We start from the raw sequence: 24743 nt of genomic DNA, 5'->3' as shown, positions 1-24743 counted from the left end.
GCGGCAGTCTCGCGTCGAGCGCCGGCAGCCCGTCGGGTCTGCAGTCCGAAGGTACTGTGCTGGCTATCGGCGCGCTGCTCATCGCCTGCGGGGCCCGGCAGCGACTCGCTCACTGACATGTGGTGTGCGGCTCGTGGTTGTCTACTGGGTGTGATGTCGAAGGTGGTTCGGGTCGGATTCAACGTGCTCGCGGGGTTTGCGACGTTCGTGGGAGTTGGTGGGGTCGCGTTGCACTTCAGTCGGTCGTCGTCCCGGATATTGGTCTTGGCGGCTTCGGGTGCGCCGTACCTGATGAGCTCGGCGCTCGTTGGGGTGGTGGCGTTCGCCGCTATGCGCCACCGGGCAGGTGCGGGTGCGGCGATCGTTGTCGTCGCGACCGCGATCGGGACGCAAGTTCCGCTGTACGTAGGTCATTCGGGGGACGGTGACGGGCCGACGGTGGTAGCGATGCAGGCCAATCTGCTGTTCGACGGAGCTGATCCCACGGCATTTGTCGACCAGGTGCGCGCGCGGAACATCGCTGTGCTCACCGTCGACGAGCTCACGCGCAAGGCTGTCGAGGATCTCGGTCGAGCCGGGCTCGACCAGTTATTGCCGCACCGGTATCTCGCACCGGGAAAGACCGCGAGCGGAACGGGAATCTGGAGCATTTATCCGCTGTCGGAAACCGTCGAGTACGACGGGTTCGTGTTGAACCAGCTCTCCGCGACGGCGAATATCCCCGGCGCGGGACCGGTCACGGTGTACGCCTTCCATCCGGTGCCACCCGTGTACAGCTCGACGGTGTGGGCCGACGAATTGTCACGTCTGCGCGACATTATCGAGCGGTCGCCGGCCGGGCCCGCGATAGTCGGCGGCGACTTCAACGCGACCTACGATCATGCGCAATTCCGCGCGATGGTGTCAGGACGTTTCGAGGACGCCGCCGAACAATCGGGTGCCGGACATCTGGTCACCTACCCAACCGACAAACTTTGGCCGCCCCTTGTCGGTATCGACCACATCCTCGTCGCGAGAGGTCGCGCCGCCGCGGTGGAAACGGTCGGCCTACCTGGCGCGGACCATCGCGCCCTGGTTGCGCGACTCCGCCTGGACCGCGAACAGTCGTAACCACACGGCGGCATCGGCGATCCACTGATCGGTCGTCACACCCTCGTTTTTGCCTATGCGCGGACGTTCGAGCCCACTTCCTGAGCGGGCCGGGTGTGCTGGCCGACGGCGTGGAGATGGCTCAGCGCGTCGACGTAGGAGCCCAGCAGGCTGGTCTCGCAATAGGGCACATCGATCTCGGCGCAGAACTCCGCGACAATCGGCTGGGCGCGCGGCAGGTTGGGGCGTGGCATGGACGGGAAGAGATGGTGCTCGATCTGGTAGTTCAGGCCGCCCATCGCCGTATCGACGAGTCGGCTACCACGGACGTTGCGGGAGGTGAGCACCTGGCGGCGCAGGAAGTCGGTGGAGTCGCCTTCCTCCAGCACGGCCATCCCCTTGTGGTTGGGTGCGAAGGTGCAGCCCATGTAGAGCCCGAACAGGCCCTGTTGCACAACGATGAAGGCCACCGCTTTAGCCGGTGAGAGGACAAGGAACACCGCGGCGAGGTACCCGGCGGCGTGCGCGGCGAGCAACACACCTTCCCAGACGCGATTCGGGATCGACCACCGCAGCACCGCTCGAACACTTGAAAAGTGTAGGCTGCCCGCCTCGAGCAGCAGCATGGGAAAGAACAGCCAGGCTTGGTATCGGAATATCAGCCGCCGGATGCTCTGGCTGGCCCGCGCTCGACCGCTGGAGTGGGCCAGCACCCCCATGATGTCGGGATCGGCACCCTCGGTGTTGGGGTGGGCGTGGTGCCGGTTGTGATTGCTGGTCCACCAGCCGATGCTCAGCCCGATACCGAGATTGCCCGCGATCACACCGAAGAGGTAGTTGGCCCGCCGGGTGCCGAAGATCTGCCGGTGCCCGGCATCATGGCCGAGGAAGGCGATCTGAGCGAACACCGCCGCCAAGAATATGGCGGTGCCCAGCTGCCACCACGAGTTGCCGATGAAGAAGAATGCCGCCCATCCGGCCACGAAAGCGCCTCCGATGACCGCACTCTTGCGGAGGTAATACCGCAACTGCCGGTCCAGCAGCCCGGCGTGGCGCATCCGGCGAAGCAGCACCGCATACTCGCTGCCGCGCACCGGCGCGGCATCCGGCGACATCGGCAACCGGCCCTCGCTCGCGGTGGAAGGAGATTGCGTCGGCGCCATCCGACCGATCGAGCTTTCTATTACCACGAGCCGCCTACACATCCTGCCGTCACTGTTGTCCTTGGGCTCTAACTGTCGCCCCTCGACCCTCGGCCGACAACACGGGGCCGGTCGGAACTCGCCAAATGGCGGTCCGCTGTCTCCAACAGGATGCCGCAATGAGGCCGCTACCAGGTGAACGGGTGTGCGGATCGGTGACACATCTGTGTGACGATTCCGCACCGCCATGGTGGCCGCGCGCACAGATGGCGCCCGAATCGGAACGCGCCGAAGCCGGATGTTCAACGGGCACAAGGACTTCGGGGTGGGGATGTCTGCGGGATGACTACCCGGGTTCGGCCACGCCGACGCCGAGACAGAACCTCCTGAAGGAGGACCCGGACAGCAGTGCTTCGGTGGCCTCGAGAAACCTGTCGTTCTCGGCCGGCTGGCCGATACTCGTGCGAAGGAAATGGGAAATCCCGAAGTCGCGGATGAGAACACCGTGGTCCAGGTAATGCTGCCAGGCACTCGCGGTGTCCGCGAACCGGCCGAAGAGCAAGAAATTGGCTTCACTATCGATCACTTCGAGCCCCGATCGGCGCAACGATGCCGTGACCCGTTCCCGTTCGCTGATCAGTGGTGGGACCCGCGCCAAAATCTGATCGGCGTGCCGTAACGCGGCCAGCGCGGCGGCCTGGGTCACGATCGACAGGTGATAGGGCAAACACACCGATCTCGTCGCCTCGACGACGGCAGGAGCGGCCACAAGATAGCCGAGGCGCCCGCCAGCGAAGGCCAGCGCCTTACTCATCGTCCTGGTTACCACCAGTTTCGCCGGGAATCGGTCGATCAAGCTGATCGCACTCGGGGAGGACGAGAACTCGGCATACGCCTCGTCGACCACCACGATGGCGGGTGCTGCCGTCAGGATTCGTTCCAGGTCGGCCGATGTGACGGGGTGGCCGCTCGGGTTGTGCGGGTTCGTCACGAGCACGATGTCGGGGCGGACGTCGCCGATCGTCGCGACCGCACGGTCGATATCTAGTGAAAAGTCCGCGCTGCGACTGTCTTCCAGCCATTCGACTCCAGCGGTAGCCGCGATGACCTTGTACATCGAATAGCTCGGCGCGAAACTCAATGCGCTGCGGCCCGGCCCGCCGAATGCCTGCATCAGGTGTTGCAGACTTTCGAGAGAGCCGTTCGCCGCCCACACATTCTCGGTCGCCACCGGTACCCGGGTCTGGTGGGTGAGATAGCGTGCCAGTTCAGCGCGTAGGGCATTCGCCGCTCGGTCGGGGTATCGGTGCAGCGAATGTATGGCGATCCGAACGGATTCGGCGATTTCCTCGATCAGTGCCTGTGTCGGCGGAAAAGGGCTCTCATTGGTGTTCAAGCGCACTGGTGCCGGTAATTGTGGGGCCTCGTAGGTTTTCTGGTCGCGCAATTGCTCCCGAATGGGAAGATCGGCCATAGTGACCGCCGCACCGAGCGGTCTCGCTAGCTCGGCTCCGGCGTCAGCGGGCAACGCGGAGGGTGTCACAGAAATCGATCCGGGTGATGGTGATCTGGGCGATGCTCTCGTCCGCAAGAGCCGGTGGCGTGCCGGACTCGTTGCGGCCCATGGCTATTCTGCGCATGTCTGTGACGATAGAAACGCAGCGCCCGTCCTACTTGTCGGTGGGCGCAGCAAAGTTGCGGTTACGCGCAAACCTGTGGTTGCCCACGCCACGCCGAGAGGCCCTATTCTGTGGCCACGCCACCACGCCGGAGCCCGGGGTGGTGGCGTGGAGCAGTTCGCGAGGTAGGAAAGTGGGTGCCGGTGAAAGACCGAGCCGTCTTCGTCGAGTCCACCGATACACGTGCGGTCGCACCGGAGGAACGCACGGACTACTGGTCGGAGTTGACCAACTCCTACCAGGGCCGTCTCGGCTATATCTTCCCGCGCCGCACCGACTTCGACGGCCGCACGACGCTGCGGCGAACCGCCGAATACCAGCTCGTCGGCTGGGAGTCCGACGCTGTCACCTACTACCGCACCGCAGGACATGTGCGCGCCGACTCCGATGACGACTACCGACTACTGCTGCCCATCACCGGCCAGATGGGGCTTCGGCAGGACGACGAGTACGCGCGCCTGCCGCCCGGCGTCGGATGCCTGGTGACCATCGACAAACCCTTCAGCTTCGCCCTCGGCGACGGCACCAAGGGCCTGCTGATGACCATCCCCCGGCGCGAGGTCGACCCGCGCTTGGACCGCGTCGCGCAAACCGCGCTGCTCGCCGACCTCACCTCGGGACTCGGGCGGATCGCCGCCGACCTCGCCGCCGGACTGTTCGCCGAGGGCAGTGCCCTCACCCAGCATCAGTTCGACACCGTCGCCGCGCGCCTTGTCGAACTGTTGTGCATGCACATAGTCGGTGATCAGCCGACCGGGCCGAGCCATCTCGCCGACCTGGAAACAGCTGTCCGACACTATGTCCGGACCCATGCGGGTGACCCCGAGCTCACCGGAGGGAGAATCGCGCATGCTCTCGGCTGGTCTCTTCGGCAAATCCAAGTCGCGCTCCAGCGTGCCGGGACCACCCCTCGGGAACTCATCAAAGAAGAACGTCTGCAACTGGCCTATGCGCGCCTGTCGAATCCCGCGTATCGCGACTGGAGCATCGCGGCGCTCGCCCTCGGATTGGGCTTCGGCTCGGCAAGCGCGTTCAGCACTGCCTTCCGCCACCGCTTTCACGCCACGCCCCGCGACATCCGCTACGGGTAGAAATCTTTCAGCAGGCCACACCGGTGAGGTGGAACTTGCGACCGGCCTCGGCGGCGCGCACCGCGGCGGCGATCGCAACCACCGGTGGTATCCAGCGGGCCTCGCTGGGGGAAATCCCCCAGCAGGCCGAACCGGTCGACAGCCTTGTCAGCGGCAACGGGATGCTCGCGCTGTCGGTGTGCACGGTCGCGCCTGCGCTGCGCAGCGCGTTGACCGCCATCGTCGCCTTGGCGAGGCCGACGACCAGGTGGATTTCGCGGCGCTGCGGGCCAGGAATCTCGATGACAGGACCGGACAGGTTGTTCGCCCGCAGGAAACGGCGCGCGGTGGCGGCCAGCGCGCCGGTGAGCTCGACGGCCGAAATCTGGTCGTCGGTGATCAGGCAAACGCCGTTGGCCGTTTCGGTGACCGTCCACCCACGCCTGCGGTAGCCCAGCACGGCATCGGGTGTAACCGTCGTGACCGAACTCGGAAACGTCGTGGGCACAGTCTTCTCCATTCCCGGTCAATCGAGATCTCGCATCGGTGCTTGTCACCGCGTGCATCAGTTTCGCGTCCGCACCTGTGTATCAAACCCGTTGGGGCTTAGAGTTTCCCTACAGGATGCTTGTGATCGTCTGCGCGGATCGCGCGGATCCGTACGCTCGACGGTTCGATAGCGTCGCGTCCGGCCACGCAGTCGGATTCGACGCGGCGAGTGCTCAGGTCGGCGGTAGGAGGGTGTGCATCGTGACGGCCTGGCTACGTCTGCTCGCCGCAGCGGTGTTCATCGCCGGATTTGTGGGAGCTCCTGGCACGCTCGCCCGTGCCGCGCCCCATACCGCGAGGATTGATCGCGTTCAGGCCGTGACCGACCGATGGCTACAGGTGTACCTCGACTCGCCCGCGATGGGTCGCGAAGTCCAAGTGGACGTGCTGCTTCCCGCGGATCGGACGGTACCGCATCCGATGGTGTACCTGCTGGAAGGCGGCGACAGCATTCGGCCGGGCGAGAACGATTGGACCGCGCGGGGCGAGGCGGTGCGCTTCTTCGCAGACAAGGACGTCACCGCCGTGCTGCCGGTCGGTGGTGCGGGCAGCCTCTACACCGACTGGCGCGACGACGACCCGGTACACGGACGCCAGAAGTGGGAGACCCTGCTCACCCGCGAGCTGCCACCACTGTTGGATGCCGAGTTCAGCGGCAACGGGGCCAACGCGATCGTCGGTCTGTCACTGGGCGCACAGGCGGCATTGTCGCTGACCGAGCGTTCGGGCGGGTTATACCGCGCGGTAGCGGCTTTCAGCGGTTGCTACGAAACCAGCACCGAGCCGGCGCAGACCGCGATGCGGTTGATCATCAGGTCCAAGCGCGGTGATGCCGAGGATATGTGGGGTCCGCCCGACGACCCCGATTGGGCGGCGCACGATGTGGTGTCGCATGCCTCCGAGCTGCGCGGCACGACGGTGTATCTGTCAGCGGGCTCCGGACTGCCCGGGCCGTACGAAAACCTCGAAACCCCCGACCTTCCCGACGTCGCCGTCAACGGCGGAGTGCTCGAAGCGGTGATCGCGCAATGCACGCGGAGGCTGCAAGATCGCTTGCAACAGGCCGGAATCGCGGCCACCTACGACTACACGCCACGGGGAACGCATAGTTGGCCGTACTGGGTCGACCAGCTCGCCGCCAGCTGGCCGACCGTGCGGGGCGCGCTGGGGCCACTCGTCCCCTGAGATCGTCAGCAAAATCCTTGTCTTACAACACGATCCGAATGTGTCAGGTATTGTGCTACGGCACGTGTAAGTGAATGGGGCAGCCGCTCGGGATATTTCGTCACTCTTCGGAATCGAGGCAAACGATGAACCACAAGCTCTGGTTGCTCGGGCGGGCCGTCACGGTCGGTAGTCATGTTTTGCTCGAGAAGATCACGCGGCCGAAAGCCCGGACCGTGGAAGACGTCCCGGCCTCCGGCAATGCGATCACCAGCCAGTGGCTGACGGCTGTCCTGTGTCGTGAGGTCCCCGATGCCGAGGTCCTCTCGTTCAGCACATCCAACGGCAGCCACGGCACCTCCACCCGGATTGCGATTGCCGTCGAATACAACGAGGCGGGCAAACAGGCCGAATTGCCGACCGAGTTGTTCGCGAAGACCACCACCTCCTTCAGCCAGCGCATGCTGCTCGGCGGCGGGAACATGATCGACGGCGAGACACGCTTTTTCATGGACCTGCGCCCGCGCGTCGAGATGGAGGCTCCGCTGGGCTATTGGGGTGCCTCCGATCGGTCGTCATGGCGGTCCATCGCGCTCATGGAGGACATCGCCGCGACTCGCGGCGCCGTCTTCGTCGAGCCGAATGCCCCGATCGCCCGCGACCAGATCGAAGATCTGGTGCGCAATCTCGCTCGGCTGCACGGCACATTCTGGAGGCATCCGTCGATCGCGGACCTCAAGAACCCGAACGAATTCCTCGACGCCATCCGGTCCTCGATCGATATGAAGGGGCGCTGCGCGGTCGGCTTGGAGCGGGCCGAATCGGTCATCCCCGAGAGCCTGCGCGGTCAAAGCGATCGGTTGTGGGCCGGTGTCGAGCGAGCGCTCGATATCGCGACCAAGGAGATGCCCCGGACCCTGCTGCACGGCGACCCGCACATCGGGCAGACCTACGTGACCGGCGACGGGCGAATGGGGTTCGTCGACTGGCAGGTTGTCATGCAGGGCGGCTGGGCGCACGACTTCGCCTACACCGTCAACTCGGGGTGCGAGCCGGAAGACCGGCGTGCGTGGGACCGTGCATTGCTCGAGCTATATCTGGAGGAGCTCGGACGCGCGGGCGGCGAGGTGCCGTCCTTCGAGGACGCCTGGCTGGCCTACCGGCAACAGTCCATGTTCGCCTACGCGGCATGGGCATTCACCATCGGCCGCGCGGTATACCAGCCCAAGATGCAGACCGACGAAACATGTCTGACCCTGCTGAAGCGAATCACCACAGCCCTCGACGATCACGATTCGCTCGGTGCCCTCGGTCTCTGACCAGCCGCCGCACACCACGCCGGTCGGTCGCCGAGGCGATCGAAACGATGTTGCCACGCATGGGCATTCGATATCGGACCCGGAGCTGTACCATCAACCGGTTCCAGACCGGACCAGGTAATGCTGCTCTCCTGAGCAGCGACCGGCACGGAAGCCGTGCCACACCACCCGCAGTGCAAACGAATCGTATGGAGTCCCCTTCTTGAGTACGCCGACGTCCCCAGCGCACGCCCAATCCTGCCCCGTCTACCACGGTTCGCCGCTCGATTCCGACGATCCACGGGTGCCGCTACACGCGCCGGAATTCGCCGCCGATCCGCACTACGCCTACCGGGAAATGCGGAGGCAATACGGTTCTTTGGCCCCGGTGGCCCTTGCTCCGGGGGTTCCGGCCACCTTGGTGATCGGCTACGCCGCCGCGGTACGGATCCTCAACGATCCCGAACATTTTCCCGCCGATCCGCGCGTCTGGCAGAAGACCGTCCCCGCCGACAGCCCGATCCTGCCGCTGCTGGAGTGGCGGCCGACCGCGAGTAGAAGCACCGGGCTCGACTTCGCGCGCTACCGGCAGGCCATCACCGCGAGCATCGACGCGATCGATCTGTACGCGCTGCACGGCACCGTGGAGGGGATCGCCATCCCGCTGGTCAACACCTTCTGCCAGGACGGCAAGGCGGATCTGATCGGCCAGTACGTGTTCCCGTTGGTGTTCCAGGTTGTCAATGCCTTGCTCGGCTGCCCATCGGAGATCGGGCAGCGCCTCGCCGCGGGCACGGCCGCGATCGTCGAGGGCGTCGATGCCGACGCCGGAAACAAGATGCTGTTCGAGGCGCTGCTGGAACTGGTGGCGCTCAAACGGGCCGAACCGGGAAACGACATCACCACAGTGCTGCTTCAGCATCCGGCCGAACTGGATGAGCTGGAGGTCGTCAACCACGTCGCACAGGTCTACGGCACGGGAATCGAGTTCTTGCTGAACTTGATCGTCAACACCCTGCTGGTGATCCTCACCGACGACCGATTCGGCGGCAGTGTCATGGGCGGAAACCTATCCTCCCGCGAGGCGCTGGACGAGGTCTTGTTCAACGACCCGCCGCTGGCGAACCTCCTGATCACCTACCCTCGTCAGCCGATCCTGGTCAACGATGTCTGGCTGCCCGCACATCAGCCGGTGGTGATCAGCATGGCCGCCTGCAACAACGACCCCTCGATCCGCACGGAGGATCAGATGGGCAATCGCGCCCATCTGGCATGGGGCATCGGCCCACACGCCTGCCCGGCGAAGTCCTCGGCCTACCTCATCGCGCAGGATGCCATTGATCAGCTGCTCGACGCGCTGCCCGAGATGCGGCTGGACCTGCCGACCGGCGAACCCACTTGGCGGCCCGGTCCCTTCCACCGGGCCTTGACGGCACTGCCGGTCACCTTCCCGTCGTCTGCCCCGTTGAACGTGCACGGCGAAGCGGTGACCGGATAAGGTCCCGCGTTCGCGATCTGCCGCCGGTGACACCTGCCAGCAACGTTTGCGGGTGTCACCGGTCGGCATTGGGCAGGATGACCGCGAAGCGGGCGCCGCCGTCGGTGCTGTCGTCCACCCGGATTTCGCCGCGATGCCGCTCGACAACATCGCGGACGATGGCGAGGCCGAGTCCGGCGCCGCCGTCCTCGCGGCTGCGGGCGTCATCGAGCCGGACGAACCGCCGGAAGATTCGGTCCCGATCGGCAAGGGGCACACCGGTGCCGTCGTCGCTCACCGCGAGGACCACCTCGTTGTCATTGTGCGTCAGGGTGATTCGCACGGCCGTGGCGGCATGGCGCTGCGCGTTGTCGACGAGGTTGGCCAGGACACGACCGAGCTGAATCCGACTGCCGAGCACGGCGATGCGGTCCTCGGGTATCACCACGTGGACCGGGTGAAGGTCGCCGGTCCGATGGGCTATTTCATCGTGAATCAGCGCGGCCAGGTCCACACGATCGGTACGAGGCTGTTCGCCTGCGTCGAGGCGGGCCAGCAGCAAGAGATCGGCGGCGAGATGTTCCAGCCGTACGGAATCGGCGATCAGACCGTCCAATTCGAGCAGTCGCGGATGAGCCTTGGCGACCTCGAGTTGGGTGCGCAAGCTGGCGATGGGGCTGCGCAGCTCATGTGCGGCATCGGCGATGAAGCGCCGCTGTCGTTGGGCCGATTCCTCCAATGCCGTTAGCGTTGTGTTGGTTGTCGTTGCGAGCCGGGCGATTTCGTCGTGCGAGGCGGGTACCGGTACACGGCGGGAGAGGTCGCCACCCATGATTTCGGCGAGCTCGGTCCGGATCGCCTCTACCGGTCGAAGGGCACGTCGGGTTACCAGCCAGGTCACGCTCGCGACCAGGGCGAGCAATAACGGCAGACCGATCAGCATGGCACGACGAACACCGGCGACGGCATTGTCCGCGATGGCGAGGGACGCACCGGCGTAGATGGTGATGTCTTGCCCTGCCCGGGTGTCCGCTTGGAGCGCGGCGACCCGGAATTCGTGGCTGCCGGTGTCGTCGTGAGCTACCGGGAGTCGCATATCGCGGAACGCGATGGCGCCCGAGTCAGGTGCGGATACCTGCTTCGACTCGTGCTCCTCGCTCTCGTCCTCGTCCTCCTCGTCGTCGGTTTCCTCGGATTCCGATTCCGCGGCCGGGGAAAACTCGGCCATGGGCCCACGGCCGAGTAGATCGTCATCGGCGGCAAGAACCCGCCGTTCGGCCGAAACCACCTGCACCGGTTGACTGTCCGCGTCGGGCAGTTCCAGATTCGCGAAGTCGGTCCCGGCGGCGACCTGCGCGGCGATATTCCTGGCGGTGGACTCTGCTTGCAGACCCGCGCTGTCGACGAGGTTGTGCCGCAATACCGCCAGCACCGCGAGTCCGGCCGCGACCAGCGCGACCGCCACGACGGCGGTGGCCATTGCGGTGGTGCGGGCGCGCACCGAACTCCACCACCGTGGTCGGTCAGCCACGATCGGCCACCAAACGGTAACCAGCGCCTCGCACGGTGGTGATCGACCGGCGTCCGAACGGCGCGTCGATCTTTCGTCGCAGCGCGCTGATGTAGACCTCGACGATGTTCGGGTCGCCGTCATAGGCGAAGTCCCAAACATGCTGGAGGATATCGGATTTCGACACGACCTCGCCCGCGCGCACGGCGAGGTGCTCCAAGACCGCGAGCTCCTTGGCGGTCAGCGTCACCTCCTGGGTGCCGCGTCGGCAGGTGCGGGTGTTCGGGTCCACTGTCAGGTCGCCGACGCTCAACACCGTGGCGCCGCCGCGCGTTCTGCGGCGCAGCAGGGCGCGAATGCGGGCCAGCAGCACCACATACGAGAACGGCTTGCTGAGGTAGTCGTCTGCGCCGGTGTCCAGTCCCTCCGCTTCGTCGTATTCGCCGTCCTTCGCGGTGAGCATCAGCACCGGTGTCTCCTCGCCCGCGGCGCGCAGTTGTGCACACACTTGGTAGCCGTTCATGCCCGGCAACATGATGTCGAGGATGATCAGGTCATAGTCGCCGGTAGTCGCGAGATGTAGGCCGTCGATTCCACTGTGGACGACATCCACGGCGAAACCCTCTGCCTCGAGCCCCTTGGCCAACGCCTTGGCAAGGCGTTGTTCGTCTTCCACGATCAGCAAACGCATGCGCCCAGCCTGGCAGACCGTTCCTGAAGCGGATTTCAGGTGGCTTCAGGTTGGCTTCAGGCATGCGATGCGACGCTATTGCCATCTTCGAGACAACAACTCCCACAGGAGGTTTCATCATGGATCTCATTCTCCGTCGCGCCCTCGCCGGACTGCGCTGGCTGCTGGTCGGTGCCGCTGTCGCCACGATCGTCGTCGGCGGTGTGGTGGCCGCCACCGGTACCGGCAGGCAGGACTTGCCCGCTGTCGCTTCGGTTTCGCCGAGCCACGACTGGACGCTCACCGCGGCCACCACGATCAATAGGCAACAGGCCATCGACAAGGCGCTCGAAGCGGTGCCCGGCGGCGTGGTGGTCTCCGCGGAGCTCGACATCGACCGAGGAACCACCGTCTGGGAGGTAGAACTCAGGGCTCCCGACGGCATCGAGTACGACGTGACGATCGACGCGAACAGCGGCGCTGTCATCGGCGAAAACCAGGACTGACATCCAGAAGTATCGCCCCTCCGACAAACTGGGAAAGGTTCCGGGAACATGCTTTTGCGAAAGATTTCTACAGTATCGACACTTGCCGTCGCTGTCTCCTGTATCACGGCAGGAACTGTCAGCGCTGCTCCGCATTCTTCCGATAGCGGCGTAATCAATTACACCGCAACAGCTTCCGAAGAGAACGTGGTCATAGATATCGATTCGGGTTCGATGAAGGTCGAGAACGGGATATTCGAAGTCGAAGCAGCCGACGGAACCGTACTGGCCGGCACCCCGCTGGAGTTCCGAGTCGACGATTTCGTCTTCCCCATCGCTGCGACTATCGATGGCCGGACCGCCACGTTCGCACCGCAATTCGACATCGAGCGCGCGCAATACCGGCCGATCGCCCTGCCTTTCGAAGATCAGGCGCTGTGGCGAACGCCGTACGAACGTGAAGTCGCGGCCTTCACGCGACTCAAGGACACCATCGCGGTGGGGGCCGCGGTCGGCACGACGGTCGGCGGTATCGGTGGCGGTATCGTCGGCTGCGTACTCGGTGGCATTGCTGGTGCGACCATCGTTGCCGCGACCATCGTCGGCATGTTCGGACCGTTCATCCCCGCTGCCGCCGTCGGTTGCCTCGGCGGCATCATCGCTGTGGGCGCGCTCGGGGCCCTCGCCGGTCAACTCTTCGTCACCGCGCCTATCGCGATCGCTGCCGTTGTCCAGTACTTCACCACGGTCAATTCTCCATTCCATGGGAATTGATCCGACCTGGAAACACCGGATCGGCCCCGCGTCCGCGGTCGCTGGGCCTGTTCGGGCGAAAGTGCTTGCACCGGGGGCATAGTGGGCGAACAATAAGAGGGCTGCTTGATGCCGGAAGTCGACGTGTTCCTCCGGCTGCCACGGGGCGGGGCGGTACCGGACTTCAGGGGCTCGGATGCGACGAACGGTTTCGGTTCTGATTTTTGCCGCGGTTCTGGTGGCCGTTCCAAGTTGTCGTGACGGCAATTCGCCTGATGCACAATATGAGTCCCCTAGCAGCGCTGAGCATCGACCCGTCCGTGGGACGGATTTCGCGACGCCTGGTCCCAGCAGTCCGGGTGGGGTAGGGGAGAGTGCTGCGCCAGCTGATCCCGGTGGATCCGGTGGTGCCCCTGGGAAGCCGGGTGGGACCGAGGGCGGCGGTGGCGCCCCCGGAAACCCGGGTGGATCGGCGGATGGCGGTGGTGGTGTGCCGGGTAGCCCCGGCGGATCCGGGGAAGGCGGCGTGAGTGCGAGAGGTATACCGGTCGATCTGGGCACCTACACATTTACGCCGGGTCAGTCCGCCGACGGTGTCGTGACCACAATGCGTGCCACCTTCGCCGCGAACTGTGCCGCTGTCCAGCTGGCAGCGGACTGTGTCACGGTCGCGACCGTGGAGGACCCGAACGAACCGACCCCACCGTGCGGGGATCTGGAGCATCCGACTCCCGACGGAACTGTCTCTTTCGTGCGGATGTCGCCCGTCCCGCCCTCGGCCGGGAGTAGTCCGGAAACAATCAATTCGGGCGAGACGCTGACCGTCTTCACCAGGAAATGCCGCGCGGAGGACACCGAGAAAATCCCGCCGCCGGTGGTGACGTCGGAGGAGCCGCCGCCGGTGACAACGACGACAGCCGCACCGGTGACGACAACGACGCCGAGTACAGCGGCCCCGGCGGCAACGGCTCCGAAAGCCACTGCGGCCCCGTCGGATACGATGACGGAGCGCAACGGTGGCTGACACCGAGCCGACAGGTCGACGCGAGGACGACGGCTCGGTGTTTGCGGGCCTGCCGCAGATGGCGCAGGTGGTCGGCCAATTCGTGGCGCCAGCGACACTGCTTGCCGGGCTGCTGTTCTACTGGGGGTTCTTCCACGCGCGTGGGTTCTGCGGATACTTCGGCATCGACTCGGCCGTGCTCGGGCTGAGCACCACCGACTACGTCATGCGCAGCGCGGACGGATTGTTCGTGCCCCTCGCGGTCTGCGCGATCGCGACGCTCGCCGTGCTGTGGGGGTGGGTGGCGCTACCGAGCTCGGTTCGGCAAGGCCGTTGGCCGAGGTGGTTCCTGCCGGTGGTGGTCGTCGTGGGTGGACTGCTGGTGCTCAACGGATTATCCCGATTGTGGTTCAGGACGTGGATCAATCGGCCGTTGGGCGTTGCGCCGTCCTGTGTGATCATCGGGCTGTTGCTGATGTGGGGGGTCGTGGTGTCGCGCCGTAGAAGACTCGCGACCGAATCGGCAACGACAGTGCGCCCGACGGCACCGGTCGAGTGGGGTTTGATATTTCTGCTCGTCGGCGGCAGCTTCTTCTGGGGCGCGACGGATTACTCGCTCGCGGTAGGGCGTGGACGCGCCATCGAGTTCGAGAAGGAGACCTTGCGGCGGGCGCCAGGTCTCACCGTGTACACGGAGAAGCCGCTCGAACTGAACGTCGCCGGAGTCAGGAGGATCGCGTGCACCGATGCGAGCGCCGCCTACCGCTACCGCTATGACGGGTTGGTCTTGGTCATGACCGCGGGGGATAACCTGGTCGCGGTTCCGCGCTCGTGGACCCATGACCAGGGCACCGCAATTGTGTTGCCCCACACCGGACCGGGCGCGGTCCGGCTGGAATTCACCGCGCCCTACGCGAGGACGTCACCGGCCGTGTGCTGAACCGTCTCGCCGGACATTCATGACCTGAGGGCAGGTTCACCTACGGCCTCGACGACTACCTCACCGGCGATGACAGCAACAACGTCGGTGCCGAGACCATGGGGCGCAACAAGTTCGGCCCGCACCGCGGACCAGGCAAGCCGCGAGCAGGGCGGCGCGGCTAGAACTCGTCCGCGCAACCGCAGGAACCGCGGGTCTTCAACTCCGCGGCGAGGCTGCGGACGCCCGGCTCGGTGGTGCCGGTGTCGATCTGTTTCAGTAAGATTTCCACTGCCAGCTCACCCATTCGCCGGGTCGGCTGGACCATGGTGGTCAGCCCCGGCCGGGTGTAGCGGGTGTACTCGATCCCGTCGAAGGCGACGATCGCGAGATCGTCTGGGACGCGCAGGCCCGCGTCGTAGGCTGCGCGGAGCATCCCCATTGCCTGGAGGTCACTTGTCACGAATACCGCGGTCGGTCGGGGAATGCCGTTCATGATTTCGCTGAGTGCGCGATAGCCTGCGGCGCCACCGAATTCGGCGCGCACGATGACATTTTCGGGCAAACCGGCGTGCTGCAGCGCCTCGCGGTAGCCTGCGACCCGATCGTCGGCGGTCGACACATGCGGTCCACTGAGGCACGCGATATCGCTGTGCCCGTGCGAGATCAGATGGTCGACAGCGGTTCTGGCTCCAGCGAGGGAGTCGGACATCACGTGCGCGCAGCGTGCCGGGTCGATGATCCGGTCCACCGCGACCAGCGCCATGCCGGCGGCCGAGCACGCGTCGGCGATGCCCGATTCCCAGTACGAAGAGATCGCTAGTAGCCCTTCGACACGACGGTCGATGAAAGCGCTCACGTACGCCCGTTCCCTGGCCTCGTCGCCGGCGGCATTTCCGACGATCAGCGGATATCCCCTGGCGAACGCCGCTGCTTCGACTACCGCGGATAGTTCGGCGAAGAACGGATTGGACCCGTCGGGGATGACCATGCCGAGTGCGTGTCCGCGGTTCATCCGGAGGCTGCGCGCCGACATGTTGGGCCGGTAGCCGAGTTCGGCGATGGCGGCTTCGATGCGGGCGCGTGTCGCCGGTGCGACCTGCCGCGGACCGCCGTTGAGGACGTAGCTCACGAGGGCGGGGGAGGTGCCCGCGAGCCGGGCGACATCGGCTCGGGTGACTGCCATCGAAACTCCTAAATCCTGATAATTCTCGCGAGCTGCCGGAGAACCCCTTGACAGCTGGTGAGTCAGGTCACACACTACACATCAATTCGAGTTGTCAACACGAGTTGAAACTCAGTCCAGGATAGGTCGAACAACAGATGAACTCTCGATTCAGGTATGCCACCGCCGGCATGGCCCTCGTCAGCGCCCTCGCTCTCACGGTCGGCTGCGGTCGCGGCGACAGCGAGTCCGCGGACTTCAAGATCGCGGTCGTCACTCGCAACTTCACCAACCCCTATTGGGCGGCGCTGCGTGACGGCGCGCTGGCCGAAGGCAATCGGCTCGGTGTCAAGGTCGCGGTGCAGGCCGGACAGTCCGAAACCGACGCCGACGGCGAGAATGCCCAGATTTCCACGCTGGCCGCGCAGGGCTACGACTGCTTCGCCGTGGTGCCGGTCAACGGCACCAACGTGATCACGCCGCTGGTTCCCGTGGCGCGCAATAAGACTCCGATTCTGAACCTGGACACCCAAATCAACGTGGATGCCTCGAAGGAAGCCGGGGTCGACTACGCGAGCTTCATCGGCTCCGACAACCTGGCCGCCGGCCGGATCGCGGGCGAGAAAATGCTGGAGGCGCTCGGCGGTAGTGGGAAAGTGGTTGTGCTGCAAGGTATCGCGGGCGAGCAGAACGGGATCAATCGCGACAAGGGCTTCGCCGATGCCGTCGCAGGCAAACTGGAGATTGTCCAGCGCGCCCCCGCGGACTACGAACAGGACAAGGGACTCACGGTCACCGAGGCGATCCTGAAGGCACACCCCGACATCACCGGTATCTTCGCTGCCAACGACACCATGGGACTCGGTGCGGCACAAGCGATCAAGAACGCGGGCCGTACCGCGCAGGTCAAGGTGATCTCGGTCGACGGTATCCAGTCGGCTCTGGCGGCGGTGAAGGCGGGCACGCTGTACGGCACGGTTACTCAATACCCTTACGCCGAAGGTGAACTCGCGGTTCAGGGCTGCCTCGCACTGCATCAGGGCAAGAGCATTCCGGCTCGTGTGGTCGCACCGATCGCATTCATCGGCCCGGACAACGTCGAGCAGCAGATCGCCGCATTCCCCAAGCCTGTCGCGGCTTTCGACAACCCGTTGGCGGGACTGGTGAACAAGTGAGCGAGCGTAGCGAGGGAGCCATGTCGCAGTGCGTGTCGCGCACGGTGGAACCGAGCGTTGGCGAGGTGGAAGTGTGAGTGACACCGCCCAGGTCGCGCAGGGCCGCAGGGCCGACCGGCGCATTCCCGCCAAGCTGGCCGACTTCGCCGCGCCGATCGCCTTGGTCGTCGTGTGGCTGGCGTTCTTCATCGCCACCCCGAATTTCTTGACCGCCGACAATATCGACGACTTATTGGTCGCCTCGACGATCCTGACGGTCTTGGCACTCGGACAGCAGTTCGCGGTCGTGGTGGGTGGTATCGACCTCTCGGTCGGCGCCACGCTGCCGTGGTCGGCGGCATTGCTGGGTTATCTGACCAGTCATGGATATCCGGTGACGGTCGGCATCGTTGCCGCGATTCTGGGCGGCTTGGTGGCGGGGGTGGTCAACGGCGTGCTGATCGGTCGCTTTCAGATGACCGACTTCGTCGTCACCCTCGGCACTTTGAGCGTGCTCAGTGGGTTGACATTGCTGCTCACCAGTGGCAACAGCATCCCGGTGAACTCGGCGTTCCTACAGAGTCTCGCCTTGGATGGCGCCGGACCCTTCCGCTGGTTCTGGTTGTTCGCACTGGTCGCCGCGCTCGGGGTGGCGGGCATCTTGTTCCGCACCAGGGTCGGGACACACCTGCTGGCCACCGGTGGCAATATCGACTCGGCGCGTGAGACCGGAATTCCGGTGCGCCGCATCCGATTACTCGCCTACGGCGCATGTGGGTTGTTGTGCGGTGTCGCGGGCGTGATGCTCGTTGCCCGCAACGGCGGCGCCGACCCGTCCCTGCAAACCACCTATCTGTTGAGTTCGATCGCGGCAGTGGTGCTCGGAGGTTCCTCGCTCAGCGGCGGCAAGGCTTCGGTGCTCGGCACCGTGTGCGGCGCGATACTTTTCACCTCGCTGATCAATGGGTTCACCATCCTGGGCATCTCGCAGTACTACCAACCGCTCGCGGTCGGTGCGGTGTTGCTGCTGGCGGCCGCGATCTCGCGATTCCGGAAGTGAACGCCATGACGAAACCGATGCTCGAGGCATACGACCTCACGAAATCGTTCGATTCCGTCCGCGCGTTGGATGGTGTCTCCCTGACCATTCCTGAGGGCGAGGTCACCGCGCTGGTCGGCGACAACGGGGCCGGGAAGTCCACGCTGGTGCGCTGCCTGACCGGCGTCCACCCGCCCGACTCTGGAAAGATCCTGTTCCGCGGGGAGCCGGTTCGGCTCGGATCGCCGGAGGACGCCCGAAAGATGGGTGTGGAGACCGTATATCAGGATCTCGCTCTCATCGACGATCTGACGGTCTGGCAAAACCTGTTCCTCAACCGGGAACTCGTGTACCCGTTCTGGCCGATCAAGGTTGTGAACCGTAAGGAGATGATCGCCAAGAGTGGCGAGATCCTGAGTGATCTGGATGTGGACGTGCCCTCGGTCCGCACTACGGTTCGGCGGATGAGCGGTGGCCAGCGGCAGAGTATCGCCATCGCCCGCGCAGTGGCCTGGGGCAAGGCGATGGTGATCATGGATGAGCCGACCGCAGCACTGGGCGTGCGCGAGACCGCCGCGGTCGAGAAGCTGGTTCGGGGTCTGCGCGACCGCGGGGTCACTGTCCTGATCATCAGTCACGACCTGGCCCAGGTCATGCGCATCTGCGACAACGTAACCGTCCTGCGTCGTGGCCGCTCGGTGGCCGCGCACAAGGTGGCCGACGTCGACGGCGACCGCTTGGTCGCGCTGATCACCGGCGCCGCACCGGGCAACCTCGAGGCGATTTCCGCTGCGGAAAGAGAGGTTTCGTGATACGCGGCGGGCGAGTCGCGGTCATCGGTTCGGTCAACCAGGACGTCGTCTGTGAGGTGGCGCGGTTGCCAGGACCGGGAGAGACGGTGCTGGCGAGCGCTTCTCGAACGAACCTGGGAGGCAAGGGATCCAACCAAGCGGTGGCCACGGCGAAAGCGGGCGGGTCCGTGCAGTTCATCGGCCGAATCGGTCGTGATCCGGTCACCGAGTCGTTGCGAGGGGCGATGACCAGGGCCGGTGTGAAAACGACCGGATTGCGCGAGGTTCCGGATGTGCGAACCGGCACGGCCTATATCGCGGTGGCCGCGGGTGACAACCAGATCGTGGTCGATCCCGGCGCCAACTTCGTGTGGGAATCCGACGCCGAGTTGACTGCCATGGCCGAGGCCGAGTTGCTCGCGGCGGCCGACGTGGTGGTAGCTCAGTTCGAGATCCCGCTGCGGGTGGTCACCTGGGCCGCGGGCCTGGCCGGTCGGTTCGTGCTCAACGCCGCCCCCGCCGCGCAGTTCGATGACGAGCTGCTGCGCCGATGCGATCCACTGGTGGTGAACGAGCACGAGTTGTCGGAGATCAGTGGAATGCCGACGGGAAGCCGTGAGCAAGCCGGCTCGGCCGCGCACTCGATGTGCCTGCGCGGGGCTCGATCTGTCGTCGCCACATTGGGTGCGGCGGGTTCGGTGTGGGCTCGTCGCACGGACGGACCGCACGAGGTCGAGGTTGTGTATCAGCAAGCACCACAGGTTGTCTCGGTGGATTCGACCGGGGCCGGCGACGCGTATGTCGGTGCCTTGTCGAGCGCACTCGCCGCCGGGCTCGATCTCGGCGAGGCAGTTGGCTTCGCCACCGCGGCCGCCTCGATCTCCGTCCGGTCGACGGGCACCCACACCTCATATCCCACGCACGCGCAGGTTGCCGCCGTACTGGCCGAGGTGCCACCGGCCCGACCGATCCGACTGCCCTATCTCATCGAGACACGCTTTACCGCAATATGATTGGAGCACCTCAGTGCGCACCAGTGGACTGATCCACGCCGAACTGATATCGGCACTCGTCGCTCTCCGTCACACCGACACCTTCGCCGTGAGCGACTCCGGCCTACCGGTGCCGGCCGGAGTCCGCGTGATCGATCTCGGAATCAGCTACGGATTACCCAGGTTCTTGCCGGTGGTCGAGCTGATTCTCGATGAAGTCACCGTGGAGGCCGCCTGGGGAAGTGCCGATGTCGCCACCGCGAACCCGGAGGCGGTCGACTTGCTCACCAACCGCCTCGATGCCGAGCTGATCGACCACGAGGAGTTCAAGCGTCGAATCGGTGACTGCCGCTTCGTTGTGCGCACCGGCGAGGCGAAACCCTATGCCAACGTGCTGTTGCGCGCAGGCGTGCCATGGCTGCGCTGACGGCGAGGGTGCTGATTCGTCAACGGTCAACCACTGAGTGAGAAAGGGAGATTCGGCAGCATCGCCATTTGTTGTCCCGGTTGAAGGATGACCGACCGGCCGTGGCAGTCACCGGTCTCCCAGAATGTCTGCGGAACAGTGCTGTTGTTGGCAGCCGACCCGGCCCCTTTCGGCCCAAGACTCCTGACACCGAGTTCCAGGCAACTTCCGGGTGCGATGGGGGGTACTTCACCGTGCGGCAAAGAGGGCAGCAGGTCCTTGAAGTCGAACATGTCCCACCAGCACACGATGCCGTCGGGGCAGCGCTGTGCCAGAACCTGTGTCGGTGGTATTTGTGTCGGTGTGGCAACCGCCGCCGATGGTGCGGGGGTGATGGAAATTCGAGACATGCCGGCTTGGACGGTCGATGTCGATATCGATTGCGCGTCCGCGTTCAGATTGTCGCTTCCGTGGCCGGACCACGGCGCCGCGTAGATGAGCGATGCGCCGATCACACCGGCGATGAGGAATCCGCCCGCCATCGCGACCTTTACGGTGCGTCTCTTCTCCTTCGTACCCGCACGGCTTTCCTCCGTGTCGCGTTTCCATACGCCCAAGTTGGTCGTGGACCGGACCTGGCGGGTGTACGACTCGTTTTGCTTGCTGTGCTGCTGGGCATCCAGGTTGGCCTGACCCTGGATGTGCCCCTTCGGGTCTCGCTCGCCGGATGGGAGGTCTCCGCTCACGGATAGAGGCTAGCCCTTATCCGCGTGTACGGGCACCGGAACCGGGGCTCACTCAGCGGGAAGTTCAGGTAGCAGGGTTTCGATGATCCGAGTTATCCGGGTAGCACGATTGCTCGGTGATTTCGCCTTCATCAGGTGCAGGAGCAGACCGTATCGATGGGTGCGGTCCAGCAGTTCGAACTTCTCTCGCGCCCGCTCGTTGCGCGCGAGTGCTGCCGAAAGATCGTCCGGCACTGTGGCGTTGCGCTGTGACTCGTATGCCGCATCCCATCGTCGGTCCGCTCGAGCGGCTCGGATCGCGGCGTATCCTGACTCTTGCATGCGTCCGGCGGCGATCAGTGCCTCGGCCTTGTCGACGTTGACCCGCGACCAGTGGCCGTTCGGGCGTCGCGCGGAATACCGCTGCAGATAGTAGTCGTCGTCGAAGGCTTTGCGGTGGCTGTCGATCCAGCCGTAGCACAGGGCGACATCCAGTGCGTCGATGAGAGCGATCGTCGCCTTGTCCGAATGCTTCTTGGCGATCTTCATCCACACGCCGTTGCTGTCGGCGTGATGGGCTGCCAGCCAGGACTCCCATTGTCCTGGATCGGCGAAGGTGAACGGGTCGGCGTGCTCGAGGTGTGCCATGAGATCTCCGTATTCCAGCATTTCTGTCTACTTCGTCAGCTCGTTGTCGTTGATAAACAAGTATCTCAGTCAAAGTGCTCAATGAATGAGCACTTTTCTGAGGAGTTGTTCTCCGAGCGGTGGGCCGTCCGAACCGAGTTGGATCCCATGAAGATCGCCGTGCCACTATGGGACCGCTGACCACTCGATAACCGTCGGGGTCACGTGCTTGCGCAGATACCACCTCGATATCGGACGGGCAGAAACGGTGCAGGATATGGAAAGCGGCGATAGCAACGGCGCGGCCACGCCGTCCCGCGCTGTGACCGGGTGGACGGTGGGTCTTACCTGTGTGGCGATCGTGGCGGCCGGTGTAATCGTCGGTGGGCTGCTGCACGAGCCGCAGCTGGAACTGACGACCGCACCGCTTACCCCGACCGCGTCGGTGCCGCCGGAGCCGGTCGAATACTCGTATGTCACTGCGCCTGTTACATTTCCGGCTCGGATCCCCGGCTGTGATGTCGTCGAGCCCCCCGGGAAGGGGCGATCGTTCATGTCGGCTTTTTCCGACGAGTTCGGATACGACAATCCGTCCTATCCGTGGTTCTCCGGCCGCAAAGCGGTCGCGATGACGCAGGCACTGCGTGACGCGCTGCCCGAAGATGTGGTGGTCGCCTTCGCATCCGTGGATCAGTCGCTGTTGTTCCAGCCGATCCTCGGTAATCCCACGGAGTCCGAGGGATTCGGCGGTTGGACAAATGCGCACGCCACGCTATTGCGCGGTGCCCGAGCGGGCGCGCTGTCGGTGACCGTCCGGCAGTCCACCGCGCCGATCCCACCGTGTGTCGCAGGCGATCTCGACGAACGGCGCCACCTCATCGACGGCACAATCGTCGACACTCATGACACCTGGTCCGAGACCAATGGGGTACGGACCCTCGCACGCACCGCTAGCGCATATCTGCCCGACGGCTCCATCGCCCATGCCAACGCCGACGATGTTGCCGCGGGCGGCGCCGGCCACACCGGCGCCGTCCCGCTGAGCGTTGATGATCTCGTCGCCCTCGTCACGGCCCCCGGGCTCGCGGTCACCGCCTCGGTTGCGCCTGGGACGCCGAATCCACCCGAGTCCTGCAACGCGGGCTCGGAGTCCTCCGCTGCCGTCGATCAGGCGGATGCCGATCGGCTGGACGCGGTGCTGGCGCGGATCCCGCTCGACGGCCTCACCCTCGACCAGCCGCTGGGCGCACTGCGACCCACCGACGAGGGTGGGGTATGCCAGGCTGTCCGAGTCACTACGCCCGGACGGCAATCGCGGTTGAGCATTGCGATTACCACCGGACAGGTCCTCCCATCGGAGTCCGACACTTCACCGGATAACGGCGCGGAACACGCGACGTCACGGCGGTTAGCGGACGGGTCGGTCGTCGAGAACCGGGAATGGCGGACCACGATGGCGGATCCGACGGCCCAGCCCTCATCGCAAAGCACACGCATCGTCATCGTCACCCGCAGGTCGGGTACTCGGGTCCAACTCGCCTCCGCCGCCGACGCTCTCGCGGAACCTTTGTCGTTCGCGCTACTCGAGGCGATTGCCCTGACCCCGGGCCTCGAGGTGCCGTGATGACATCGATCCCTGGCCTTCGTAACTTGGTGCTCGCCGCCGCGGCCGCCGTAATCACCAGTGCCGGTGCGGTTATCGTGCTGCTGAACCCAGATGACAGCACGCGCAAGATCACCGGTACCAATGACTCCGCTCCTGGGCTCGCATGGTCGGTCGACGCCGCTGCCACCTACGGGCGGGGGTTCGCGGAGTTCCGCGACCCCGCTTCCGGTACCGAATACGACATGGGCGGTCCAGGATTCGTCGATGCCGGTGACACGCTCGTGACTGTGATCGGTGTGTCGAACGGCGGCATGTCCTTGCAAGGTCCGATGCTGGTCGGCATCGACGCGGCCACCGGCGCGCAGCGCTGGCAGACTCCCGCCGCGGACCTGGGCGGTTGTGGTTCCACCCCGGTCGATGGTCGGCTCGTATGTTTCACCTCCGCGCCGGAGCTGATCGGCTACGACATCGCCACCGGGAAGATCACTCGTACGCCGACGGATTGGAATATCTTCGCCATCGCGACGGCTGATGATCGCGTGTATCTCGCCGAGGGCGACGTCGAGTCCGATGATGTGCGCGTCCACGCCGGAACCCTCGCCGATCCGGATGCCTATTGGTCCCGTGCGTTCACCATGGGCACCGCCTGGGAAGACCTCCCCGCCAACGCATTAGAGGTGTCCCACGGGCAGGGCGTGCTGGCTCTCGGTGCCGATCTCGCCGGATTCGACCGCGCCAGTGGCGATCCCCGCTGGACCGTCGGCCTGGACGGGTGTTCCGACGCCACCGAAACCAGCGGCGCATTAGTCGTGCGCATCCGAACCGAATGCCGCGGTTACCGGATCGTCGGCAGCGACTTGATCGACCGCACAGGCCGCACCATTGCCACCACCGACAGCGAGATCGCCCATACCCTTTCGATCGATCTGCCGGTCGACGAAACCATTCCCGTGCTACTCGGCGACAGCGCCCACGACCGTCACACCGGGAACCGGATGTGGACCAGCCCTGATCTGATCTCCACGCCCCGCGAGACGAACGACCACAACGTCGATGCGACGGTCGGCACCGCGACGGCGATTCTCGGCGACGTCGCGCTGCTGCGGGATACCGTCGCACACACCACAACTGGCCTCGACATGCGCACCGGACACCGCTTGTGGCAGGCCGAGACCGACCGATCCGGCACGATCCACGGGTGGGACGGGCACACCGTTGTCCTCTCCGACTACACCGGACTGTGGGCGGTAAACCCGTGGACCGGCGAAACGGTGTGGGATATCCCGTTTCTCGCCGTGAACGCCGACCACGCCGCCATCACCGACGGCGGTCGGCTCGCCGCGCACAGGAGTGGTCGCTACACCTACGCCTGCGCCCGGACGATGATCGGGCTGCGCCCCCTCAACCGCTAGGGCGGTAAGCCCCAGCCG

General features: G+C 65.1%; 25 protein-coding genes and 1 pseudogene. 16 read left to right on the top strand and 10 right to left on the bottom strand.

What is annotated here, in order from left to right:
- Positions 1 to 153 precede the first annotated feature (153 nt).
- On the top strand, positions 154 to 1110 hold the full coding sequence (locus tag ACLMAJ_RS13905) for an endonuclease/exonuclease/phosphatase family protein (RefSeq protein WP_412014052.1): 957 nt from the start codon (positions 154 to 156) through the stop codon (positions 1108 to 1110).
- 53 nt (positions 1111 to 1163) lie between these two features.
- On the opposite strand, the gene ACLMAJ_RS13900 is transcribed toward ACLMAJ_RS13905, so the two are convergent.
- The 3 genes from ACLMAJ_RS13900 to ACLMAJ_RS13890 form a co-directional block, all read right to left on the bottom strand.
- The gene (locus ACLMAJ_RS13900) at positions 1164 to 2252 is read right to left on the bottom strand and encodes a fatty acid desaturase family protein (RefSeq protein WP_412014051.1); all 1089 of its coding nucleotides are present in this window, start codon (positions 2250 to 2252) and stop codon (positions 1164 to 1166) included.
- A 325-nt stretch (positions 2253 to 2577) separates the two neighbouring features.
- Positions 2578 to 3705: a histidinol-phosphate transaminase gene (locus tag ACLMAJ_RS13895; protein WP_412014050.1), complete on the bottom strand. Its 1128-nt coding sequence runs from the start codon at positions 3703 to 3705 to the stop codon at positions 2578 to 2580.
- Between the two features lie 43 nt (positions 3706 to 3748).
- Positions 3749 to 3871, bottom strand: coding sequence for a hypothetical protein (locus ACLMAJ_RS13890; RefSeq protein WP_412014049.1), 123 nt, complete (start codon positions 3869 to 3871; stop codon positions 3749 to 3751).
- Between the two features lie 176 nt (positions 3872 to 4047).
- Between ACLMAJ_RS13890 and ACLMAJ_RS13885 the strand changes: the two genes are divergently transcribed.
- Positions 4048 to 5001, top strand: a complete 954-nt coding sequence (locus ACLMAJ_RS13885) for an AraC-like ligand-binding domain-containing protein (protein ID WP_412014048.1) — start codon at positions 4048 to 4050, stop codon at positions 4999 to 5001.
- A gap of 7 nt (positions 5002 to 5008) precedes the next feature.
- Here ACLMAJ_RS13885 and ACLMAJ_RS13880 read toward each other — a convergent pair whose 3' ends face one another.
- Entirely contained in the window at positions 5009 to 5488 is a 480-nt protein-coding gene (locus tag ACLMAJ_RS13880) for a hypothetical protein (protein WP_412014047.1), read from the bottom strand.
- Between the two features lie 242 nt (positions 5489 to 5730).
- On the opposite strand from ACLMAJ_RS13880, the gene ACLMAJ_RS13875 reads away from it, so the two are divergent.
- From ACLMAJ_RS13875 to ACLMAJ_RS13865, 3 genes are all read left to right on the top strand, one after another.
- A complete protein-coding gene (locus tag ACLMAJ_RS13875; protein ID WP_412014046.1) occupies positions 5731 to 6714 on the top strand; it encodes an alpha/beta hydrolase in 984 nt (327 codons plus the stop codon).
- A 125-nt stretch (positions 6715 to 6839) separates the two neighbouring features.
- A complete protein-coding gene (locus tag ACLMAJ_RS13870) occupies positions 6840 to 8012 on the top strand; it encodes an aminoglycoside phosphotransferase family protein (protein WP_412014045.1) in 1173 nt (390 codons plus the stop codon).
- 202 nt (positions 8013 to 8214) lie between these two features.
- On the top strand, positions 8215 to 9489 hold the full coding sequence (locus ACLMAJ_RS13865) for a cytochrome P450 family protein (RefSeq protein WP_412014044.1): 1275 nt from the start codon (positions 8215 to 8217) through the stop codon (positions 9487 to 9489).
- A 55-nt stretch (positions 9490 to 9544) separates the two neighbouring features.
- Here the strand turns inward: ACLMAJ_RS13865 and ACLMAJ_RS13860 are convergent, their stop codons facing one another.
- The gene (locus tag ACLMAJ_RS13860; protein WP_412014043.1) at positions 9545 to 10999 is read right to left on the bottom strand and encodes a sensor histidine kinase; all 1455 of its coding nucleotides are present in this window, start codon (positions 10997 to 10999) and stop codon (positions 9545 to 9547) included.
- Positions 10992 to 11669: a response regulator gene (locus tag ACLMAJ_RS13855; protein WP_412014042.1), complete on the bottom strand. Its 678-nt coding sequence runs from the start codon at positions 11667 to 11669 to the stop codon at positions 10992 to 10994. Before ACLMAJ_RS13855 ends, ACLMAJ_RS13860 begins: the two co-directional genes overlap by 8 nt.
- Before the next feature lie 119 nt (positions 11670 to 11788).
- On the opposite strand from ACLMAJ_RS13855, the gene ACLMAJ_RS13850 reads away from it, so the two are divergent.
- Both ACLMAJ_RS13850 and ACLMAJ_RS13845 read left to right on the top strand, forming a co-directional pair.
- Positions 11789 to 12154 carry a PepSY domain-containing protein gene (locus tag ACLMAJ_RS13850; protein ID WP_412014041.1) on the top strand — a complete coding sequence of 122 codons (366 nt, stop codon included), beginning with the start codon at positions 11789 to 11791 and terminating at the stop codon, positions 12152 to 12154.
- Positions 12155 to 12202: 48 nt separating this feature from the next.
- The gene (locus ACLMAJ_RS13845) at positions 12203 to 12907 is read left to right on the top strand and encodes a DUF8020 domain-containing protein (RefSeq protein WP_479725034.1); all 705 of its coding nucleotides are present in this window, start codon (positions 12203 to 12205) and stop codon (positions 12905 to 12907) included.
- Between the two features lie 558 nt (positions 12908 to 13465).
- Here ACLMAJ_RS13845 and ACLMAJ_RS13840 read toward each other — a convergent pair.
- Positions 13466 to 13867, bottom strand: a complete 402-nt coding sequence (locus tag ACLMAJ_RS13840; protein ID WP_412014039.1) for a hypothetical protein — start codon at positions 13865 to 13867, stop codon at positions 13466 to 13468.
- 35 nt (positions 13868 to 13902) lie between these two features.
- Here ACLMAJ_RS13840 and ACLMAJ_RS13835 point away from each other — a divergent pair, with 35 nt between their 5' ends.
- Both ACLMAJ_RS13835 and ACLMAJ_RS13830 read left to right on the top strand, forming a co-directional pair.
- Positions 13903 to 14829 carry a hypothetical protein gene (locus ACLMAJ_RS13835; RefSeq protein ID WP_412014038.1) on the top strand — a complete coding sequence of 309 codons (927 nt, stop codon included), beginning with the start codon at positions 13903 to 13905 and terminating at the stop codon, positions 14827 to 14829.
- Positions 14830 to 14873: 44 nt separating this feature from the next.
- Positions 14874 to 14963 (top strand): annotated as a pseudogene (locus tag ACLMAJ_RS13830) (dihydrofolate reductase family protein); the annotation flags it as partial.
- A gap of 26 nt (positions 14964 to 14989) precedes the next feature.
- On the opposite strand, the gene ACLMAJ_RS13825 reads toward ACLMAJ_RS13830, so the two are convergent.
- A complete protein-coding gene (locus ACLMAJ_RS13825; RefSeq protein WP_412014037.1) occupies positions 14990 to 15994 on the bottom strand; it encodes a LacI family DNA-binding transcriptional regulator in 1005 nt (334 codons plus the stop codon).
- Positions 15995 to 16131: 137 nt separating this feature from the next.
- Between ACLMAJ_RS13825 and ACLMAJ_RS13820 the strand changes: the two genes are divergently transcribed.
- From ACLMAJ_RS13820 to rbsD, 5 genes are all read left to right on the top strand, one after another.
- Entirely contained in the window at positions 16132 to 17148 is a 1017-nt protein-coding gene (locus tag ACLMAJ_RS13820) for a sugar ABC transporter substrate-binding protein (protein WP_412014036.1), read from the top strand.
- A gap of 73 nt (positions 17149 to 17221) precedes the next feature.
- Positions 17222 to 18187: an ABC transporter permease gene (locus tag ACLMAJ_RS13815; RefSeq protein WP_412014035.1), complete on the top strand. Its 966-nt coding sequence runs from the start codon at positions 17222 to 17224 to the stop codon at positions 18185 to 18187.
- A gap of 5 nt (positions 18188 to 18192) precedes the next feature.
- Positions 18193 to 18978: an ATP-binding cassette domain-containing protein gene (locus ACLMAJ_RS13810; RefSeq protein ID WP_412014034.1), complete on the top strand. Its 786-nt coding sequence runs from the start codon at positions 18193 to 18195 to the stop codon at positions 18976 to 18978.
- Positions 18975 to 19970, top strand: coding sequence for a ribokinase (locus ACLMAJ_RS13805; protein WP_412014033.1), 996 nt, complete (start codon positions 18975 to 18977; stop codon positions 19968 to 19970). Before ACLMAJ_RS13810 ends, ACLMAJ_RS13805 begins: the two co-directional genes overlap by 4 nt.
- Positions 19971 to 19983: 13 nt before the next feature.
- Positions 19984 to 20376 (top strand): D-ribose pyranase, encoded by a 393-nt coding sequence (gene rbsD / locus ACLMAJ_RS13800; RefSeq protein ID WP_412014032.1) that lies wholly within the window; start codon positions 19984 to 19986, stop codon positions 20374 to 20376.
- Between the two features lie 26 nt (positions 20377 to 20402).
- Here rbsD and ACLMAJ_RS13795 read toward each other — a convergent pair whose 3' ends face one another.
- Positions 20403 to 21101, bottom strand: a complete 699-nt coding sequence (locus tag ACLMAJ_RS13795) for a hypothetical protein (protein ID WP_412014031.1) — start codon at positions 21099 to 21101, stop codon at positions 20403 to 20405.
- Between the two features lie 48 nt (positions 21102 to 21149).
- Positions 21150 to 21749 carry a YdeI/OmpD-associated family protein gene (locus tag ACLMAJ_RS13790; protein ID WP_412014030.1) on the bottom strand — a complete coding sequence of 200 codons (600 nt, stop codon included), beginning with the start codon at positions 21747 to 21749 and terminating at the stop codon, positions 21150 to 21152.
- A 235-nt stretch (positions 21750 to 21984) separates the two neighbouring features.
- Between ACLMAJ_RS13790 and ACLMAJ_RS13785 the strand changes: the two genes are divergently transcribed.
- Together ACLMAJ_RS13785 and ACLMAJ_RS13780 are read left to right on the top strand one after the other, a co-directional pair.
- Positions 21985 to 23331, top strand: coding sequence for a hypothetical protein (locus ACLMAJ_RS13785; protein ID WP_412014029.1), 1347 nt, complete (start codon positions 21985 to 21987; stop codon positions 23329 to 23331).
- Complete coding sequence (locus ACLMAJ_RS13780; RefSeq protein ID WP_412014028.1) at positions 23331 to 24725, top strand: outer membrane protein assembly factor BamB family protein; 1395 nt, start codon at positions 23331 to 23333, stop codon at positions 24723 to 24725. The genes ACLMAJ_RS13785 and ACLMAJ_RS13780 overlap by 1 nt, the downstream gene beginning before the upstream one ends.
- Positions 24726 to 24743: the final 18 nt, after the last annotated feature.

It is taken from the genome of Nocardia arseniciresistens, assembly GCF_046764875.1.
GTDB classification, from domain to species: Bacteria; Actinomycetota; Actinomycetes; order Mycobacteriales; family Mycobacteriaceae; genus Nocardia; species Nocardia arseniciresistens.
The sequence above is the reverse complement of the archived record's forward strand: the minus strand, read 5'-3'. Positions and strand labels throughout refer to the sequence as shown.

Coding starts and splice junctions, on each gene's coding strand:
- ACLMAJ_RS13790 (WP_412014030.1), bottom strand. CDS start 21,749: ATGCTGGAATACGGAGATCTCATGGCACACCTCGAGCACGCCGACCCG.
- ACLMAJ_RS13890 (WP_412014049.1), bottom strand. CDS start 3,871: ATGCGCAGAATAGCCATGGGCCGCAACGAGTCCGGCACGCCACCGGCT.
- ACLMAJ_RS13845 (WP_479725034.1), top strand. CDS start 12,203: ATGCTTTTGCGAAAGATTTCTACAGTATCGACACTTGCCGTCGCTGTC.
- ACLMAJ_RS13850 (WP_412014041.1), top strand. CDS start 11,789: ATGGATCTCATTCTCCGTCGCGCCCTCGCCGGACTGCGCTGGCTGCTG.
- ACLMAJ_RS13905 (WP_412014052.1), top strand. CDS start 154: ATGTCGAAGGTGGTTCGGGTCGGATTCAACGTGCTCGCGGGGTTTGCG.
- ACLMAJ_RS13825 (WP_412014037.1), bottom strand. CDS start 15,994: ATGGCAGTCACCCGAGCCGATGTCGCCCGGCTCGCGGGCACCTCCCCC.
- ACLMAJ_RS13855 (WP_412014042.1), bottom strand. CDS start 11,669: ATGCGTTTGCTGATCGTGGAAGACGAACAACGCCTTGCCAAGGCGTTG.
- ACLMAJ_RS13900 (WP_412014051.1), bottom strand. CDS start 2,252: ATGGCGCCGACGCAATCTCCTTCCACCGCGAGCGAGGGCCGGTTGCCG.
- ACLMAJ_RS13895 (WP_412014050.1), bottom strand. CDS start 3,705: ATGGCCGATCTTCCCATTCGGGAGCAATTGCGCGACCAGAAAACCTAC.
- ACLMAJ_RS13810 (WP_412014034.1), top strand. CDS start 18,193: ATGACGAAACCGATGCTCGAGGCATACGACCTCACGAAATCGTTCGAT.
- ACLMAJ_RS13780 (WP_412014028.1), top strand. CDS start 23,331: ATGACATCGATCCCTGGCCTTCGTAACTTGGTGCTCGCCGCCGCGGCC.
- ACLMAJ_RS13785 (WP_412014029.1), top strand. CDS start 21,985: ATGGAAAGCGGCGATAGCAACGGCGCGGCCACGCCGTCCCGCGCTGTG.
- ACLMAJ_RS13820 (WP_412014036.1), top strand. CDS start 16,132: ATGAACTCTCGATTCAGGTATGCCACCGCCGGCATGGCCCTCGTCAGC.
- ACLMAJ_RS13870 (WP_412014045.1), top strand. CDS start 6,840: ATGAACCACAAGCTCTGGTTGCTCGGGCGGGCCGTCACGGTCGGTAGT.